At 66.0% G+C, this 15,371-nt stretch carries 16 protein-coding genes and 2 pseudogenes; 10 read left to right on the top strand and 8 right to left on the bottom strand.

Features of this window, described 5'->3' with window-relative positions; translation table 11 throughout:
* Window positions 1–16: 16 nt before the first annotated feature.
* Complete coding sequence (locus ACVW1C_RS03260) at window positions 17–1,234, top strand: MFS transporter (RefSeq protein ID WP_456757150.1); 1,218 nt, start codon at window positions 17–19, stop codon at window positions 1,232–1,234.
* A gap of 28 nt (window positions 1,235–1,262) precedes the next feature.
* Here the strand turns inward: ACVW1C_RS03260 and ACVW1C_RS03255 are convergent, their stop codons facing one another.
* Both ACVW1C_RS03255 and ACVW1C_RS03250 read right to left on the bottom strand, forming a co-directional pair.
* Window positions 1,263–1,907 carry a Vgb family protein gene (locus ACVW1C_RS03255; RefSeq protein WP_456757149.1) on the bottom strand — a complete coding sequence of 215 codons (645 nt, stop codon included), beginning with the start codon at window positions 1,905–1,907 and terminating at the stop codon, window positions 1,263–1,265.
* Between the two features lie 87 nt (window positions 1,908–1,994).
* Window positions 1,995–3,215, bottom strand: coding sequence for a helix-turn-helix domain-containing protein (locus ACVW1C_RS03250; RefSeq protein WP_456757148.1), 1,221 nt, complete (start codon window positions 3,213–3,215; stop codon window positions 1,995–1,997).
* Between the two features lie 152 nt (window positions 3,216–3,367).
* On the opposite strand from ACVW1C_RS03250, the gene ACVW1C_RS03245 reads away from it, so the two are divergent.
* A complete protein-coding gene (locus tag ACVW1C_RS03245; RefSeq protein ID WP_229172537.1) occupies window positions 3,368–3,556 on the top strand; it encodes a hypothetical protein in 189 nt (62 codons plus the stop codon).
* Window positions 3,557–3,561: 5 nt separating this feature from the next.
* On the opposite strand, the gene ACVW1C_RS03240 is transcribed toward ACVW1C_RS03245, so the two are convergent.
* Window positions 3,562–4,653: an adenylate/guanylate cyclase domain-containing protein gene (locus ACVW1C_RS03240; RefSeq protein ID WP_456757147.1), complete on the bottom strand. Its 1,092-nt coding sequence runs from the start codon at window positions 4,651–4,653 to the stop codon at window positions 3,562–3,564.
* 77 nt (window positions 4,654–4,730) lie between these two features.
* Here ACVW1C_RS03240 and ACVW1C_RS03235 point away from each other — a divergent pair, with 77 nt between their 5' ends.
* Together ACVW1C_RS03235 and ACVW1C_RS03230 are read left to right on the top strand one after the other, a co-directional pair.
* Window positions 4,731–5,189 carry an SRPBCC family protein gene (locus ACVW1C_RS03235; protein WP_456757146.1) on the top strand — a complete coding sequence of 153 codons (459 nt, stop codon included), beginning with the start codon at window positions 4,731–4,733 and terminating at the stop codon, window positions 5,187–5,189.
* A gap of 157 nt (window positions 5,190–5,346) precedes the next feature.
* Window positions 5,347–8,688, top strand: a complete 3,342-nt coding sequence (locus tag ACVW1C_RS03230) for a DEAD/DEAH box helicase (RefSeq protein WP_456757145.1) — start codon at window positions 5,347–5,349, stop codon at window positions 8,686–8,688.
* Between the two features lie 47 nt (window positions 8,689–8,735).
* Here the strand turns inward: ACVW1C_RS03230 and ACVW1C_RS03225 are convergent.
* Window positions 8,736–9,236, bottom strand: a pseudogene (locus tag ACVW1C_RS03225) (HD domain-containing protein); the annotation flags it as partial.
* Window positions 9,237–9,435: 199 nt separating this feature from the next.
* Here ACVW1C_RS03225 and ACVW1C_RS03220 point away from each other — a divergent pair.
* Entirely contained in the window at window positions 9,436–10,002 is a 567-nt protein-coding gene (locus ACVW1C_RS03220; protein ID WP_456757144.1) for a histidine phosphatase family protein, read from the top strand.
* 21 nt (window positions 10,003–10,023) lie between these two features.
* Here the strand turns inward: ACVW1C_RS03220 and ACVW1C_RS03215 are convergent, their stop codons facing one another.
* A complete protein-coding gene (locus ACVW1C_RS03215; protein WP_456757143.1) occupies window positions 10,024–10,377 on the bottom strand; it encodes an MmcQ/YjbR family DNA-binding protein in 354 nt (117 codons plus the stop codon).
* A 200-nt stretch (window positions 10,378–10,577) separates the two neighbouring features.
* On the opposite strand from ACVW1C_RS03215, the gene ACVW1C_RS03210 reads away from it, so the two are divergent.
* From ACVW1C_RS03210 to ACVW1C_RS03200, 3 genes are all read left to right on the top strand, one after another.
* Window positions 10,578–11,198, top strand: a complete 621-nt coding sequence (locus ACVW1C_RS03210) for a PadR family transcriptional regulator (protein WP_456762987.1) — start codon at window positions 10,578–10,580, stop codon at window positions 11,196–11,198.
* Between the two features lie 23 nt (window positions 11,199–11,221).
* The gene (locus ACVW1C_RS03205; RefSeq protein ID WP_456757142.1) at window positions 11,222–11,872 is read left to right on the top strand and encodes an O-methyltransferase; all 651 of its coding nucleotides are present in this window, start codon (window positions 11,222–11,224) and stop codon (window positions 11,870–11,872) included.
* A gap of 121 nt (window positions 11,873–11,993) precedes the next feature.
* Window positions 11,994–12,689 carry a GNAT family N-acetyltransferase gene (locus ACVW1C_RS03200; protein WP_456757141.1) on the top strand — a complete coding sequence of 232 codons (696 nt, stop codon included), beginning with the start codon at window positions 11,994–11,996 and terminating at the stop codon, window positions 12,687–12,689.
* 328 nt (window positions 12,690–13,017) lie between these two features.
* On the opposite strand, the gene ACVW1C_RS03195 is transcribed toward ACVW1C_RS03200, so the two are convergent.
* Window positions 13,018–13,731: a hypothetical protein gene (locus ACVW1C_RS03195; RefSeq protein WP_456757140.1), complete on the bottom strand. Its 714-nt coding sequence runs from the start codon at window positions 13,729–13,731 to the stop codon at window positions 13,018–13,020.
* 100 nt (window positions 13,732–13,831) lie between these two features.
* Between ACVW1C_RS03195 and ACVW1C_RS03190 the strand changes: the two genes are divergently transcribed.
* Window positions 13,832–14,014 (top strand): hypothetical protein, encoded by a 183-nt coding sequence (locus ACVW1C_RS03190; RefSeq protein ID WP_456757139.1) that lies wholly within the window; start codon window positions 13,832–13,834, stop codon window positions 14,012–14,014.
* A 63-nt stretch (window positions 14,015–14,077) separates the two neighbouring features.
* Window positions 14,078–14,422, top strand: coding sequence for a Lin0512 family protein (locus ACVW1C_RS03185; RefSeq protein WP_456757138.1), 345 nt, complete (start codon window positions 14,078–14,080; stop codon window positions 14,420–14,422).
* A 25-nt stretch (window positions 14,423–14,447) separates the two neighbouring features.
* Here the strand turns inward: ACVW1C_RS03185 and ACVW1C_RS03180 are convergent, their stop codons facing one another.
* Complete coding sequence (locus ACVW1C_RS03180) at window positions 14,448–14,816, bottom strand: SDR family oxidoreductase (protein WP_456757137.1); 369 nt, start codon at window positions 14,814–14,816, stop codon at window positions 14,448–14,450.
* A gap of 13 nt (window positions 14,817–14,829) precedes the next feature.
* A pseudogene (locus ACVW1C_RS03175) lies at window positions 14,830–15,330 on the bottom strand (SDR family NAD(P)-dependent oxidoreductase); the annotation flags it as partial.
* Between the last annotated feature and the right edge of the window lie 41 nt (window positions 15,331–15,371).

Here is a 15,371-nt window from a genome sequence, read left to right as displayed (position 1 = left end):
CATGGGGAGTTCCGGAATGACCAATTCGGCCTATCGCTGGGTGATCGTCGCGGCCGGCGGCCTGCTTGGCTGCGTCGCGATCGGCGGCATGTTCTCGCTGCCGGTGTTCCTGCAGCCGATGGCGCGGGAGACCGGCTGGTCGGTGACCGGCATCTCCAGCGCGATGACGATCGGCTTCCTCGCAATGGCCTTCACCAGCATGATCTGGGGCACGCTGTCCGACCGTTTCGGGCCGCTCCCGGTGGTGCTGACCGGATCGGTCGTGCTAGCGGCAAGCCTCGCACTGGCAAGCCAGGCACCGTCGCTGCTGGCTTTTCAGTTTCTCTTCGGCGCGCTGGTCGGCGCGGCAACGGCCGCGATCTTCGCTCCGATGATGGCCTGCGTCACCGGCTGGTTCGACACCCATCGAAGTCTCGCCGTCTCGCTGGTGTCGGCCGGCATGGGCATGGCGCCGATGACGATGTCGCCGCTCGCGGCCTGGCTGATCTCCCACCACGACTGGCGGACGTCGATGCTGATCGTCTCAGGCGTGGTCGGCGCGATCATGATCCCGGTTTCGTTCCTGGTGCGCCGCCCGCCGGCGCTGCAAGGCGGCCACGCTGAAGCGGCGAGCACGAACGGTGAGCCGTCGATGTCGCTGGCGCAGGCGCTGCGCTCGCCGCAATTCATCATCCTGATCGCGACCAATTTCTTCTGCTGCGCCACCCATTCGGGACCGATCATCCACACGGTGAGCTACGCGGTCACTTGCGGCATTCCGATGGTCGCGGCGGTGACGATCTACAGCGTGGAAGGGCTCGCCGGGATGGGCGGCCGCATCGCCTTCGGCCTGCTCGGCGACCGTTTCGGTGCCAAGCGCGTGCTGGTGCTGGGCCTGCTGGCGCAGGCGTTCGGCGCGCTCGGCTATGTCTTCGTGCGCGAGCTGGCCGCGTTCTACGCGGTCGCGGCAATCTTCGGCTTCATCTATGCCGGCACCATGCCGCTGTATTCCGTGCTGATCCGCGAGAATTTCCCGCTGCGCATGATGGGCTCCGTGATCGGCGGTACCGCGATGGCCGGCAGCCTCGGCATGGCGACCGGTCCCTTGGCCGGCGGCCTGATCTACGACACCTTTGCGAGTTATACGTGGCTCTATGTCGGCTCCTGGGCCGTCGGCCTCGGCGCGTTCCTGATCATGATGACTTTCCGGCCGATTCCGGCGGCGCGGCCATCGGCGGTGCCCGCGCCGGCGTAAGTCCGGTGCGCGCGTGAAGTCATTTGCTTCACGCGCGGCTGCGCTTCGGCCGCCGGATGGCGCGCACCTTGTTGTTGGTCGAGCCGCTGCCGCAGAAGAACCGGTCCTTGCCGTCGGACTCGAGTCCGGAGACGAACACGGCTTGCGGCATCTCCAGCCGTTCGATCACCTCGCCGGTCTGCGGATCGATCCGGCGCACGTCGCTCTGGTCCTCTTCCCAAGTGCCGTGCCAGAGTTCGCCATCGACCCAGGAGACGCCGGTGACGAACCGGTTGCTTTCGATGGTGCGCAAAACCTTGCCGGTTTCCGGATCGACCTGAACGATCATGCGGTCGCGATACTGGCCGACCCACAGCGAACCTTCCGCCCAGGCGAGACCGGAGTCACGGCCGCCGCCGGGCGAGGGGATCGTCGACACCACGCGTCCGCTGTTCGGCTCGATCTTCAGGATGCGGTCCTCGGCGATCTGATAGAGGTGCTTGCCGTCGAAGGCGGTGCCGGCATGGGCCGCGATGTCGAGGGTACGGGTGGTGCCGCCGCTTTCGGGATCGAAGGCGACCAGCCGGCCACCGGCCGCGAACCAGACCTGCTCACCGTCGAAGCTGACGCCGCCCACGCTCTCGACGCCTTCGAAGGCATATTCCCGGATGATCTCGGCTTCGGACTTCTTCATGCGGCACTCCTGGGCCTTGTCTTGACGGGTTTTCTTCGCGCGAAGGGCCATCCACTTCGCTGGAAACGCTCCGGTTCCGGCCTGATGCTAGCCGTTCGGCAGCGGGGCAGGGAGTAACAACGTCGTCGTGAATCCCGGTACCGGGGGTGTCATCCAGCGCCTTGCGCGGGCGCGGCCGACCGACTGCACCTTGCCCGTGGCGGCCAGAGCGTCGAGCGCGCGCTGCACGGTGCGCTGGCTCGCCCCCAGCGCCACCGACAGCGCCGAGCTCGACCAGGCCTCGCCGTCGGCAAGGAAGGCCAGCACCGCCGCATGCTCCTCCTCGACCGGCAGCGCCAGCACGGTGACCTCGCGGCGGCCATGCGGCTCGAGCACAAAGCCGTCGGGTGTCGCGCTGAGATCGGCGAGCGGCTGCAAGGCCCGGCGCAGCCGTCCGATCTCGACCCGCAGCCGTGCACGGTGCGATTCATCGGCATGCTTGCCGCGAAACGCGCGTGCGATCAGCGTGCCGCGCGGCACGTCCTGCGGCCACGCTTCGCCGAGCGCACGGGCGAGCGCGAACAGCACCGGCCGCCGCGTCAGCGAGACCGTGGTCCGGGAATCACGTACGACGTAGCGGCAGGCATCGACGACGAGCGCTTTCGATGCCATCAGGGCCTCGACCTCCTCGAGCAGCAGCGGCCGCTCGCGGCCGCGCGCGATCAGGCGCGCCGCCGGCGTGGCGAGCAGGTTCGCAGTGCTCTCCACTTCGGCTGCAAGCTCGGCGATACCGGCGCGGCGCGCCGCATCCTTTGCCCGTGCCAGCGCTTCCCGCGCCGGCCTCGTCCGCAGCCGCCGCATTGCGATCCCGGCGACAACCAGTTCGTGGCCGACCCGCAGCGCCGGCGGGAAGGGCGCCGGGTCGAGGTCATCAAGCATGCGCTCGGCCGCATCGAGGCTCCCGATCAGCAGCAGCCGGCGGATTTCGAGATAGCCGGCGTGCGCAGCATTGAGCGCATCGCCACGCGCCGCGAGCGTCGCGCGCGCTGCCGCGAGGCTTTTTCTCGGAAAGGAAAGGTCGCGCGACACCAGTGCGATCTCCGCCTCGGCCACCACGCAGCGGGCTCGCGCGATGGCTTCACGCGGACCGAAGGCGCGGCCCGCGCGCCGCAACAGCTCCTTGGCGCGGGTGAAATCGCCGAGCCGGGCCATCGCGATGCCGCGCAGCGCCAGCGCCGGCGCATCGTCGCGCAGGGCCACCCGTTTCAGTGCGCCGAGGGGATCACCCGCCGCGAGCGCGCGCGCCGCAGCGGTAATCAGCGAGTCCATTCGAATCCTGACACACTTGTCACTCTCGCCCTCCGAGGCCCGGTCCTAACCTAGCACATGACGACATGGATCATCTCCAGAGAGATCGAATGATGACTGGAATCGAGACACACGAGGATTGGTTGAAAGGCCGGTTCGGCGGCCGCGGTGCCATGGTCGCGCGCTGGCTGTCGCTGGCGGCCGCGCCGACCTTTGCGGTGATGGCGCTGGTGGCCGCGCTGGCGCCGGCCGACATGATCTGCGGCGCCATGCAGGGGCCGCTCTCGTTGCAGGGGATGGTCCCGATGTACGCGTTGATGAGCGCATTTCATCTGGCGCCGTGGTTGCGCCTGTTCCGATGACCGGCTCATCCCTCCGGCAGCGTGAAGACCGCGCAGGGCCGCGCGATGCCGCGCAGCTCATGGGTGCCGAGCGCGACCAACGGCATCTCGGTCTCGGCGGCGAGCGCGCCCGAGACCAGCACGGTCTGCTCCAGCGGCTTGCACAGGCCTTCCAGCCGGCTGACCAGATTGACCGCGGCGCCGATCGCGGTGAAGTCGAGGCGGTCGGCTGCGCCGATATTGCCCCAATGCACCTCGCCGAGATGCAGCGCCACGCCGAATGGCAGTGGCGGCAGGCCGTGCTTGCGCCGCTCGGTATCAAGATGCGCCATGCCGACGCGGGCCGCCGACACCGCGCGCAATGCCGCCTCGCATGCGCTGCGCGCACTCGTCGTGACCGGAAAGATCGCGAGCAGCCCGTCGCCGATGAATTTCAACACCTCACCGCCGAAGGCGTGGATCGCGCCGGCGATGCGGTCGAACCAGGCGTCGAGCGCGGCGATCACCTCGGCAGGCGGATGGCTTTCGGAGAGCGCGGTGAAGCCGCGCAGATCGGCAAACAGCAGCGCCGCCCTGATGGCTTCGCCGGTGTTGCGCCGCAATGGCGATGCCAGGACGCGCGCCGCGCTGCGCCGGCCGAGATAGGCCTCAAGCGCCGCCGTCAATGTCGCGCGCGCCGCCAGCGCGGCGAGCGGTGCGGCCGTGAAGCGCGCCGCCTCGCGCAATTGATCCGCTTCGGCCGGCGTGAAGGCGCGTGTCCCGATCCAGCCGAGGGTCGGGCCATCCGGTCGCGTTCCAATTGTGTCCTCGTGGATGGGGCCGGGCGCGAGGCTGTTGAGCCAGCGCCGGCCGGCCTCGCCGGATCCGACCATATCGGGCATCGCAAAAGGTTGTTCCGGCGCGAACCCGAGCGCCTCGATCACCTCGCCATTGCCGGCGCGCCACAGCCAGGTGCGCCGGGCGATCAGCGGGTGCGGAACTTCGAGCGTCAGCGCGCCGCCGGCAAGCGGCAGGCCATCCGTGATAAGGTGGCAACCCAGATCCGCCAGCAACCGGTTGGCGCCCGCGGTCTCGGCGGCGGCGTCGACCAGCCAGCTCAGCGTCGAGGACAATCGCATCACCTCATCATGAGGTTGACGCACCACTTTTGTCACGCGTTATCCCTGGGAAACGGCCGTCAATGGAGGATAGATCGATGACCGAAGCCTTCATCGTTCAACGCGAGATCCAGATCGCGGCACCGCCGGCAACCGTGTTCGCGTTCCTGACCGATCCGCAGAAGATCGTGAGCTGGATGGGGCTCGAGGCGGAAACCGAGTTGCATCCGGACGGGCTCTATCTGCTCAAGGGCGTCGGCGGCGATCTTGCACGGGCTGCGCGCGGCACATTCCGCGAGGTCGTGCCGGTCCATCGTCTTGCCTACAGTTTCGGCTGGGAGGGCGGTGCGGAAGTGCCGCCGGGATCGAGCCTGATCGAGATCGACTTGATCGGCAAGGACCGCGGCACGCTGTTGCGGATGACCCATAGCGGCCTGCCGAACGCCGAGCAGTGCGCGAGCCATAGCAGGGGTTGGACGCACTACCTTGCCAGGCTCGCGCTCGCGGCCGCCGGTCGCGATCCTGGGTCGGACCGCGGTCCGGCGCAAGGCAGTTAGACTGCGGGCGTCCGCCGGCCGCAATGTGCCGCGGCCGGCGACAAAGGAAGGTGTGGAAGCAGGGCAGGCGTGCGTCGATGCCGTTTGGCCGACATATTCCGCCTGCTAATGGTGGATTGTCCCGGCGCCGCCACTTTCCTGGAAACCGCAATTCTTGATGCCCGACGTTCCGAACCTTTCCGAGCGACTGAAACAGAAGGACATCCTCGGCTTCTTCAGCCGGTCGGCTGTGGACAAGGCCTTTGCCTACCGTGCTCAGGGCCGTGTCTCGGCGTTGGTGGTCAGTCCGGATCTCACCCGCGTGCAGGCGCAGGTACGCGGAACCGAACGCAAGCCCTATCAGGTCGATATCGAGCTGGAGTTCGACGGCAATCGACTGGTCGACGTCGACGGCGATTGCACCTGTCCAATGGCCGTGAACTGCAAGCACGTTGCCGCGACGCTCTTTGAAGCCTTGCATTCGCCTGTACGGGAGACCGGCATGGCACCGCAGCAGCCGCGAAGCGCCGCGGGCAACGGGCAGTCGCGGCCTGACGCGGTACTGCCCTACCAAATCGCGGAATGGATCGAGACCGTCGGCCGGTCGGTGCGGGATGTGGGCTATCCGCCCGAGGGCACCCAGCGATTGCTCTACTACCTGCAGCCCGGGTTGGCGGATGTCGGCGTTCCCTGCATGGACGTGTCGTTGGTATCCGTGAGAATCCTGAAGAGCGGCGAATTCGGCAGCAAAGTATCGCGGCCATCTTTGGCCGAATTTTCCGTCGATCGCGCGCCGAAATATTATCTCGAGTCCGACATCGACATCCTTATCAGGCTGTCCAGCGAGTTTCGGTCCGGCTATACATTCGGCCGACGCGCCTATTCGGCTGATGTCCTGAAACAGGTCGTCGCAACGGGGCGGGCGTTCTGGCGCGATCACAGCGGTGCGCCGCTGCAATGGGGCGAGCCGCGGAACGGTCGCATCGCGTGGCGTCAGGTCACCAGGGACGGCATTGCTCCGCTGCTGATCGTCGAGGGCGCAACGGCGCTGAATGCCGAGCCGCCGGTCTACGTCGACGACGGCGCCGGATTGATCGGGCCGATCACGTTGGATCTTCCGGAGCGGCTGAGCAGCCGGCTTCTGTTGGCTCCAGCCATCCCGTATGCCCATGTCGCGCAAGTCGTGCAACGCCTTGGCCAGAAGTTGCCGAGCCTGGATCACGGCTGGTTGCCCGCGCCGCCGGCCGCCGCCACCAAGATCGACACGGACCCAAAGCCGGTGCTTCGTTTGATGTCGGGGCGCAAGGCGGCTCATGCCTACTACTACTATGGCGACGGTACGCCCGACCGCGTGCCGGTGGCCCGCCTCAGCTTCCGCTACGGCCCGGTCGAAATCGAACGGTCGGAAAGCGCCCACCGGGTGGAGCTGTTCCGGGACGGAATCCTCTACGTCGTCACGCGACGCAAGGCCAAAGAGAAGGAGATGACTGCACGACTAACCAGTCTCGGCCTGGTCGAAGTGAGATCGGCCTTCCTGCAGCTTGATGTCGCGCATGCGTATGATCTGACCTTTGCGCAGTCGACCGATTGGCTCGACTTCCTCAATGTTGATGCGGCCAATTTGCAGGCGGCCGGTCTCGAAATCCGCATCGACGACGATTTCCCGTACCGGCTCGCGACCTCATCCGGGGTGTTCGATGCCGACTTCGAGAGCAGCGGTATCGACTGGTTCGAGCTTGCGCTCGGGATCGAGATCGACGGCGAACGCCGCGATCTTGCTCCGCTCCTGGCGGAGCTGGTATCGCAACCCGGATTTGCGCCCGAGACGGTCAAGCAACTCGCGGAGGATGGCGATAGCGTCTACCTGCCGCTGGCTGACGGCCGCTATCTGGCGCTGGCGGCCGACCGCTTCCTTCCGCTCGTACTGGCGCTCCATGGCCTTACTCTGAGCGGAACCTTCGTCGCTACCTCGGGAAAGTTCCGGCTGTCGCGCGCACAGATCGTGCCGCTGCTCGGTCTCGAAGCCGATCACTTCGTCTTTAGAGGAGCAGATAGTCTTCGCCGCATGGCAGGGTTGCTCGGCGCCCGCGGATTGCCTGATCCGGTCCTGCCATCCGATTTCAATGCGGCCTTGAGGCATTACCAGACGCAGGGCGTGGCTTGGCTCGACCTGCTCAGGGAAAGCGGCTTGGGCGGCGTGCTGGCGGACGACATGGGATTGGGCAAGACCGTCCAGATCTTGGCGTTGCTGGCGCTGGAGAAGGCGCGCGGTCATCTGACGGATCCTGCGATCGTCGTCGCTCCCACAAGCCTGATGACCAACTGGTTCAACGAGGCGCGCAAGTTCACGCCAGGCTTGAGGGTTCTCGTCCTGCACGGCCCCGACCGCAAGCACAGCTTCGAAGCGATCGCCGATCACGATCTTGTTCTGACGACCTATCCGCTCATCGCACGCGATCACGAGGTGCTGCTGGCGCGTGAATGGCACATCGCGGTACTGGACGAGGCTCAGACCGTCAAGAATTCCAACGCGGTGACGACGCGGCGGCTCCAGGACATCCGTGCGCGGCATCGCTTCTGCCTGACCGGCACGCCGATGGAAAATCATCTCGGCGAACTCTGGTCGATCATGAGCTTTGCCATCCCGGGATATCTCGGCGATCGGGCGGCGTTCGCGCGCAACTGGCGGACGCCGATCGAGAAGCGTGCCGATGTCGGACGCGCACGGGCGCTGACGCAGCGTATCCGCCCGTTTTTGCTGCGGCGGACCAAGCACGAGGTGGCCGCCGAGTTGCCGCCGAAGAGCGAGTTCACCGAAAGGGTCGTTCTCGAAGGCAACCAGCGGGAACTCTACGATGCCATCCGTCTGTCGATGTCAGAGAAGGTCCGCAAGGCGATCCGGGAACGCGGCCTGGCCAAGAGCCATATCGTTGTGCTCGAAGCCCTTCTCAGGATGCGTCAGGCCTGCTGCGATCCTGCGCTGCTCAACCTCGACGACGGCGTCAAGCGTCCGTCTGCAAAGCTCGATCGGCTGATGGAGATGATCGAAGAACTCCTGAGCGAGAAGCGCAAGATCATCGTATTCTCGCAGTTCACTTCCATGCTGGCATTGATCCGCAAGCGCTGCGACGAGCTCGCCATCAGGTACAGCGTGCTGACCGGCGAAACGAAGGACCGCAGGCGCGCGATCGAGGAGTTTCAGGACGGCGTCACCGACCTGTTCCTGATCAGCCTGAAGGCCGGTGGTGTCGGACTCAACCTGACCGCCGCGGACACCGTGATCATCTTCGATCCCTGGTGGAATCCTGCGGTCGAGGAGCAGGCGATCGACCGTGCTCATCGCATCGGGCAGGACAAGGCCGTTTTTGTCTATCGGCTGGTGGCTACCGGTACGATCGAAGAGAAGATGGACGAACTCAAGGCCCGCAAGCGCGCGCTGGCCGACAGCATTTTCGATTCGCAAGGACGCATCGGCGCCGCGCTCACGGAAGAGGACGTCCAGGCATTGTTCGCGGATTGAGCATGGCTTCGTCCCGGTTGATGAGGGCCAGGTCGGGCTGGCTAATTTCACGTCGGCCATTTCGAGCCGAGGATGATCGAGCAGAAGTTCACCCGTGTGTAGTTCATGTCCTTCAGCGCCAGCACGTCGGCCTTGACGTTGCCGAAGGTGGTCAGCGGCTTCTTGATGGTGCCGGCCGCGAAATGATCGATGATGTTCTCCTTGAAGTTCGCCTCGCGCGGATGATGCGCGCAGACATGGTCGCGGTGCTCGTGCGAGAAGTCGTCGTAGGCGATGCCGAGCACATCCATCTCGACGCCGGCGGTGACCAGCGCGACGGTCGGACGCATATGCTCGGGGATGCCGGGCGTGGTGTGCAGCGCGATCGAGGCCCAGACGTCCTCGATGTCGCGTTCGGCGACGCCGTAGCCCTTGAGGAAGTCGCGTGCGGCGTTGGCGCCGTCGACCTCGAAGCGCAGATCGGGGCTCGCATGTTCGGCGGTGAGGCCCATGTCGTGGAACATGGCGCCGATATAGAGCAGCTCGGGATCGAACTTCAGCTTGCGGCGCGCACGTCATGCAGCGTGTCGGCGAGCGCCACACGCTGCAATGCTGGCGGAGGCCGTCGGTATGTCGGCGTGTCGCCCGCGCAGTCCCGGTCGAGTTTTCGCAAATTGTGACGCTGTTCATGAATCGGGGGCCTGATCGGGGATAGGATCAACCTGTCCGAATTCGTTTCCAATCATGCAACTATTCCGCGAGGCTGCCATGGACGCGCTCACGCTCTTCATCATCCGTCACGCCGAAAAGCCAGACGAGTCCTGGCCGGGGCCCGGCTTCACCGCAGACGGTGTGTCCGATACCGAGTCGCTGGTGCTCCGCGGCTGGCAGCGTGCGGGCGCGTGGACGGCATTATTTGGCACCGATCTCACCGTCGGCGACTATGCCAAGCCTGACGCGATCTACGCCGCGACGCCCGGAACCGTGCCCAATCAACCACCGAGCAGCCGTCCGGCCGAGACGATCTCGGCGCTTGCCGCGCGTCGCGACGTGACGCCGAACGTAGGGTTCGGCAAGGGTGACGAGCCGGCGCTGATGCAAGCGGTGCTGGCACTGAAGGGCGTCGTGCTGCTGTGCTGGGAGCACAAGGCGATCATCGCCGACATCCTGCCGCTGATCCCGGTCAGCAAGGGCAAGCCGCCCACCAAATGGGAGAGCAGCCGGTTCGACGTCGTACTGCGCTTCGAGCGCGCCAAGGGCGACGACAAGTTCGCCTTCAAGGAGCTGTTTCCGAAATTGCTGTCGGGCGATTCCGACAAGCCGCTGGGGGGCTGAACCGCGCAGCGGCTGGGCCCATCAATCGAGCCCGAGCGCCTTGCGCGTTTTGCGCGTCAGCTTTGCGGCAATCAGCGCGTGGGCTTGATCGAGATAGGCCTTGAGCTCGGCGTCGGGCAGGGCGTCGTTGCCGATCAATTGAACCCATTTGGCACGCGCCAGATACGGCGCCGGCCGCGCGAGCTCCTGCTCGATTAGAAGCTGATAGGCCATGTTCGAGGTCTTGAACATGAAGCCGCCGGTGCTGGCGATGAAGCCGCCGGCCAGCGCGAACATCTTGCCGCCGACCTTGAATACCGACGTGCCTTCCCATTGCACCACCTTGGTGGCGGCGGGCAGGCGCAGGCAATGAGCTTCGAAGGTTTTTGGGCGCATGAGTTGGAGGGGGCTGGCGGGGCATCAAAGCCATAGGCCAGCCGCGCGAAGACGGGCAAGCCCGGCGTAAATCGCCAATCCCGGCCAGTACCGGTCGCTGCTTGTCCGCCGGGCCTCACGAAAACGTGGGTTGCCGCTTCTCCATCTGTAGATATATCTTAAGATATGTTGTTAGTAAGGAATGACCAATGAGACGATCGATGTTTGGCGGCCGGGACCATGACGGATTCCGGTTTGGGTTCTTCGCCATGGGCCGGCACGGCAGGGGCGGCCATCGCTTTGGCCGCGGCGGCCATGGCTTCTTCGGGCGGGGTGGCGGGGGCGACTTTCCGGGATCGCGGCGGCTCTCGTCGCAGGACCTGCAGCTCGTCATCCTCGCGCTGCTCGGCGAGCAGCCGGCGCACGGCTACGAGTTGATCAAGAAAATCGAGGAGCGGTCGGATGGCTTCTACAGCCCGAGCCCGGGCGTGATCTATCCGGCGCTGACCTTCCTCGAGGAGATCGGCCATGCCAGCGTCACCCAGGATGCCGCGCGCAAGCTCTACAGCGTCACCGAGCAGGGCAAGGTGCATCTCGCCGAGAACCGCGCTACCGCTGACACCATTCTCCAGGCGCTGTCGCGGATCGGCGGCCGCATGGAGGAGGTGCGCGAAGCCTTCGCCGGCGTGAGCGATCTCGATGGCGAATCCTCCGACGACGTGCACCGCGCCCGTCACGCCCTAAAGAGCGCGCTGCGCCAGAAGCGCGGCTGCGATGCCGCCGAGGCGCGCCGCATCGCGAAAATCCTCGACCGCGCCGCCGCCGAAATCCTGCAGCAATGACACAGCCGCAAGGGAGACCCTTCATGTACAACGCTGAACCGCACAGCGCGATTGCCGACGCCCGCGTCGCCGCCGTCATCGCGCGCCTGCAGGCCGCGCGCCTCAGGCCGGCCGCCGGCGGTCCGCGCGGCAATCCGACGATGAGCCAAGATCCGCTCGACTATGAAGAGCAGGGCTTCTCAATTCATCCCGAGCAGGGCGAACTGATCTATCTGTTGTGCCGCGGCCTGCGCGCCAAACGCGTCGCTGAGTTCGCGACGTCGGTCGGAATGTCGACGCTGTATTTCGCCGCCGCGATGCGCGACAATGGCGGCGGCACCGTGATCGGCTCGGAGATCGTGCCGGCCAAGGTCGCAGCCGCGAAGCGCAATCTTGCCGAGGCAGGGCTTGCCGACTACGCCGAGATCCGCGAGGGCGATGCGCGCCAGACATTGCGCGATCTCGGTGGTCCCGTCGACTTCATCCTGATCGACGGCTGGCCGGGCGAGAAGGGACCGACACTCGCCCGGCAGGTGATCGGGATCGTTGCTCCGCAGCTTCGCGTCGGCGGCTATGTCATGAACGACAATGCCGAGGCGGATTTTCTGCAGTTCGTGCGCGATCCCAAAAATGGCTTTGTGTCGATCACCCTGCCGCTCAAGGTCGGTACCGAGCTCTGCCTGAAGGTCGCCTAAGGATCGGTTCGGCACGGCGAAATCCTGCTGGCGTGATTGTGAGCCGCAACGACATCACGCCATGCTGGATTTTGCCGGCGCTTCTTGCTCTGTTCGAGGAAAATCAGGAGTGAAGCACCGCATGTCCGAAGTCCCGCCGATCCATCCGCTTGATCGCCCAATCTGGAGCGCGCTGACCACGAGGCAACGGGACCTCGCGGAAGGCGGCGCCGAGGCAAGGCGCTTTCCGGTCGCGATCGCGCCCTTCGCCGACATGATCGACATGTCGCCCGCGAGTTTTGCCGCGCTCGGCGCGCTGCTGTCGGGACCTGACATCGCGGTGCTGTTCACACCCGATCCGGTTCCTGTGCCGCCGGACTTCAAGGTGCTGCTGGCCGAGACCGGCGAGCAGATGATCGGTACGCCGGCGGAGTTTTCTCTGCCCGGCGTCGAGATCGTCACGCTCGGCGCCGCCGACGTTCCCGCGATGATGGCGTTGACGGAAATGACAAAACCCGGACCGTTCAGCGCGCGGACGCATGAGCTCGGCACCTTCCTCGGCATTCGCGTTGGCGGCGAGCTGGTCGCGATGACCGGGGAACGGATGAAGCCGGGGAACTATACCGAGATGACCGCGGTCTGCGTGCATCCGGACCATCGCGGCCGCGGCTATGCGCAGGCGCTGCTGTCGGCGGTCGGCCGCCAGATCGTGGCGCGCGGCGAGATCCCGTTCCTGCACGTCTTCACCAGCAACGTCTCGGCCATCGCGCTCTACCGCCGTCAGGGCATGGAGATCCGCCGCCGCCTGCACATCACGGTGCTGCAGAAGCAGGGGTAGGGCAAAGTTCGGGAATGATGCCCTGAGCGGTGCCGCGCTCGCTCAGGCGAGCCTGTTGCCGGCGAGATGCACCGTGCGCTTCTCGCAGCTGGGATCGATCGCGACGGCATTCGTCGCGATCCGGCCGTGTGCGCGCCTTCATCAGCACGCGGCCGCAGGCGTGGACATTGCAGCGCAGCACGGTGGCGCCGGATCCGATTTGCGTCAGCGAGGTGATGGCATCGCCGGTGTTGAGCGGCAGGTCCTGCTGCAGGGCGGCGAGGCCAGCAGCTTCAAGTCGATCAGGCTGGCGGCGACGCTGGAGTCCACCGCGATTGCATGTGCGCCACTATGCGATGGTGACGACGTCACCGACCGCGATCGGCAGCTGGCTCGGGAAGCGATCGTTCGCGCCCCACCGCAGATGCACCTTGATCTGGCCGTCGCCGAGGCGCGTGGCATGGACCGGTGACAGGAAATCCCTGGCGCCGGTCTTCAACGCCCGGTTGCGGCGGTCCATCACCTTGAAGAAGCCATCCGTGACGGTGGCCAGCAGCGCGGCATCATCGGGATAGCCGGCATCGACCTTCACCGCGATGTCGACCGCTTGCTTGTCGAATGCTGTAATCGTTCCCTGGGTGAAGGGCAGCGGATCGTAGTCGATGGTGAGATCGCGGATGGTGAGGCGGTTGCAGCCGGAGATCGCGAAGGTCCCGCTGCGTGCGGTGTTGATCAGCTGCGCGCCATTGCCGTTGAGCTCGAAGCCGTGCAATTGCCGGAACGCGAGCGGCCGCCTGATCCGGTAGCTGGCATTCTTCTCCAGATTGAGGACGATGTGAACCGGCCCTGCCTTGCTCGCATCAGCCGCAGCCTTGGCGATGGCGGCCAGCGCCTTGGCAAAGGCCGCGTCGGCGTCGCCGCCGGAGGTGGCTGTGAAGGTGGCCATGTCGAAGGTCGCGGCCCCAGCGGCTGGCGCCGGCTCGGCGCGCCCTTCGGTACCAAGCAGCGGGCTTGCCACAAAAAGCGAGGCAAGCGTCAGCGCTCGCCGGCGGCTGATCGGCATGGTGTACGGCTCCTTGCGATCCCGGGATCGGTCGCGCGCACTATCGGTCCGCAGAGATGAACGGCAGCGAAATGGCGGGCAGCGGGCGCGGGGCCTCCCGATGACGGGCAGCAATTTCGGACAGGTGACCGGACCGATCGAGGTCGGCGTGGTCGTTTCGGCATGGGGCTGGAGCGCGGCCTGCGTCATGGTGGTTGCCGCGGCGATCCTCGCTGGTCTGGCGGCATGGATGTTGGCGCACGGCGATCACAACGGCGTCAGCGAGGCGAGGGACCTGGCTTGACGCCGCGCGCGCAGGGGGCGAAGGAGTGAGGGTCTCTCACGCCAACGACAACAGGAAAGTTTCATGACACGCGTGCGCTGTATCACCGAAATGGGCATGGGCGTCGACGTCCACGGCCGTGACGCGACCAAGGCCGCCAAGCGTGCGGTCTCGGATGCGATCCGCCATTCCAGCCTCGGCTTCTTCCGCATGCTCGGCAAGACCGCCAACGACATGTTCGTCGACGTCACGATCGCTGTGCCGAATCCCGAAGCGGTCGATATCGACGCCGTCGCCAGGGAATTGCCCTATGGCACCAAGACGGTGAAGGCGATCGCGGGCGGGCTCGAGATTCCGTCCGATGTGGGCAACGACCCGATCCTGATCGCGAACGCCGCCGTCATCGTCAGCTTCGACGACGGGAAGTGACGAGCCGGGCGGCTGCGACCGGCGCTTATTCGCCGCCTCGAAAATAGTCCGGCTTGCCGGTCGTCCAGGTCTCGCCCCAGTGCTGGCCGCCGCCGTCGACGGTCAGCGTCTCGCCGGTGATGAACTTGCCGGAGGGCGCGGCGAGATAGACCGCGGCCTCCGCGATGTCCCAGGGCGTGCCCGGACGCATCATCGGGTTGGAGCGCGGATAGGCGGCGCGCGCCGCCTCGCTGTAGACATTCCAGCCGTCGGTCTCGATCGCACCGGGCGCGATGCAATTGATGCGGATGTTCATCGGCGCCCATTCGACCGCGAGCGCGCGCGACAGGCCGATCACGCCGGAGCGCGCCGCGATCGTGTGCGCGATGCCGTAGAGGCCGTGCGTCGTGACCACGACGATATTGACGATGCTGCCGGGATGTTTGCGGTCGCGCCAGCGCGGCGCCCGCGGCCTGCATCATGTACCAGGTGCCGTTGAGATTGGTGTTGATGACCGCGTTCCAGCCCTTGATCGAGAAATCGATCGCGGCTTGCGGGAATTGGCCGCCGGCGCTGTTGACGAGATGGTCGACGCGGCCATGCGCGATCCACAGCGCGTCGAACATCGCGCTGACCGCGTCGGGATCCCTGATATCGGCAATATGCGCAGACACCTTGAGGCCGCGATGCCCGAGACGATCGACGAGCGCATCGAGCTTGTCGGCATTGCGTCCCACGATCACGACATGCGCGCCGAGCCGGGCGAACAGCCACGTGATGGCGCGGCCGATTCCGCCGGCGCCGCCGGATACGACGACCACCTGACCGGCCAACCCGTCTGCCGCAAACACGGTCGGATGTGTTGCGAGTTCGTCGTCGGAGGGGCCGAGCGTTGCGTCTGTTCCTGCGTCTGTCTGTTGATCGTTCATGGCCGGTTGCAGACCTTGCGGCTTTCAATGAGCTCCGTACA

The organism is Bradyrhizobium sp. USDA 4011 (assembly GCF_054063415.1).
The sequence above is the reverse complement of the archived record's forward strand: the minus strand, read 5'-3'. Positions and strand labels throughout refer to the sequence as shown.

Excerpts from the sequence above, each read along its gene's own strand:
- ACVW1C_RS03250 (WP_456757148.1), bottom strand. The coding sequence starts at position 3,215 with ATGGACTCGCTGATTACCGCTGCGGCGCGCGCGCTCGCGGCGGGTGAT.
- ACVW1C_RS03235 (WP_456757146.1), top strand. The coding sequence starts at position 4,731 with ATGACCGAAGCCTTCATCGTTCAACGCGAGATCCAGATCGCGGCACCG.
- ACVW1C_RS03190 (WP_456757139.1), top strand. The coding sequence starts at position 13,832 with ATGACGGGCAGCAATTTCGGACAGGTGACCGGACCGATCGAGGTCGGC.
- ACVW1C_RS03205 (WP_456757142.1), top strand. The coding sequence starts at position 11,222 with ATGTACAACGCTGAACCGCACAGCGCGATTGCCGACGCCCGCGTCGCC.
- ACVW1C_RS03260 (WP_456757150.1), top strand. The coding sequence starts at position 17 with ATGACCAATTCGGCCTATCGCTGGGTGATCGTCGCGGCCGGCGGCCTG.
- ACVW1C_RS03255 (WP_456757149.1), bottom strand. The coding sequence starts at position 1,907 with ATGAAGAAGTCCGAAGCCGAGATCATCCGGGAATATGCCTTCGAAGGC.
- ACVW1C_RS03185 (WP_456757138.1), top strand. The coding sequence starts at position 14,078 with ATGACACGCGTGCGCTGTATCACCGAAATGGGCATGGGCGTCGACGTC.
- ACVW1C_RS03245 (WP_229172537.1), top strand. The coding sequence starts at position 3,368 with ATGGTCGCGCGCTGGCTGTCGCTGGCGGCCGCGCCGACCTTTGCGGTG.
- ACVW1C_RS03240 (WP_456757147.1), bottom strand. The coding sequence starts at position 4,653 with ATGCGATTGTCCTCGACGCTGAGCTGGCTGGTCGACGCCGCCGCCGAG.
- ACVW1C_RS03230 (WP_456757145.1), top strand. The coding sequence starts at position 5,347 with ATGCCCGACGTTCCGAACCTTTCCGAGCGACTGAAACAGAAGGACATC.
- ACVW1C_RS03210 (WP_456762987.1), top strand. The coding sequence starts at position 10,578 with ATGTTTGGCGGCCGGGACCATGACGGATTCCGGTTTGGGTTCTTCGCC.
- ACVW1C_RS03195 (WP_456757140.1), bottom strand. The coding sequence starts at position 13,731 with ATGCCGATCAGCCGCCGGCGAGCGCTGACGCTTGCCTCGCTTTTTGTG.
- ACVW1C_RS03200 (WP_456757141.1), top strand. The coding sequence starts at position 11,994 with ATGTCCGAAGTCCCGCCGATCCATCCGCTTGATCGCCCAATCTGGAGC.
- ACVW1C_RS03215 (WP_456757143.1), bottom strand. The coding sequence starts at position 10,377 with ATGCGCCCAAAAACCTTCGAAGCTCATTGCCTGCGCCTGCCCGCCGCC.
- ACVW1C_RS03220 (WP_456757144.1), top strand. The coding sequence starts at position 9,436 with ATGGACGCGCTCACGCTCTTCATCATCCGTCACGCCGAAAAGCCAGAC.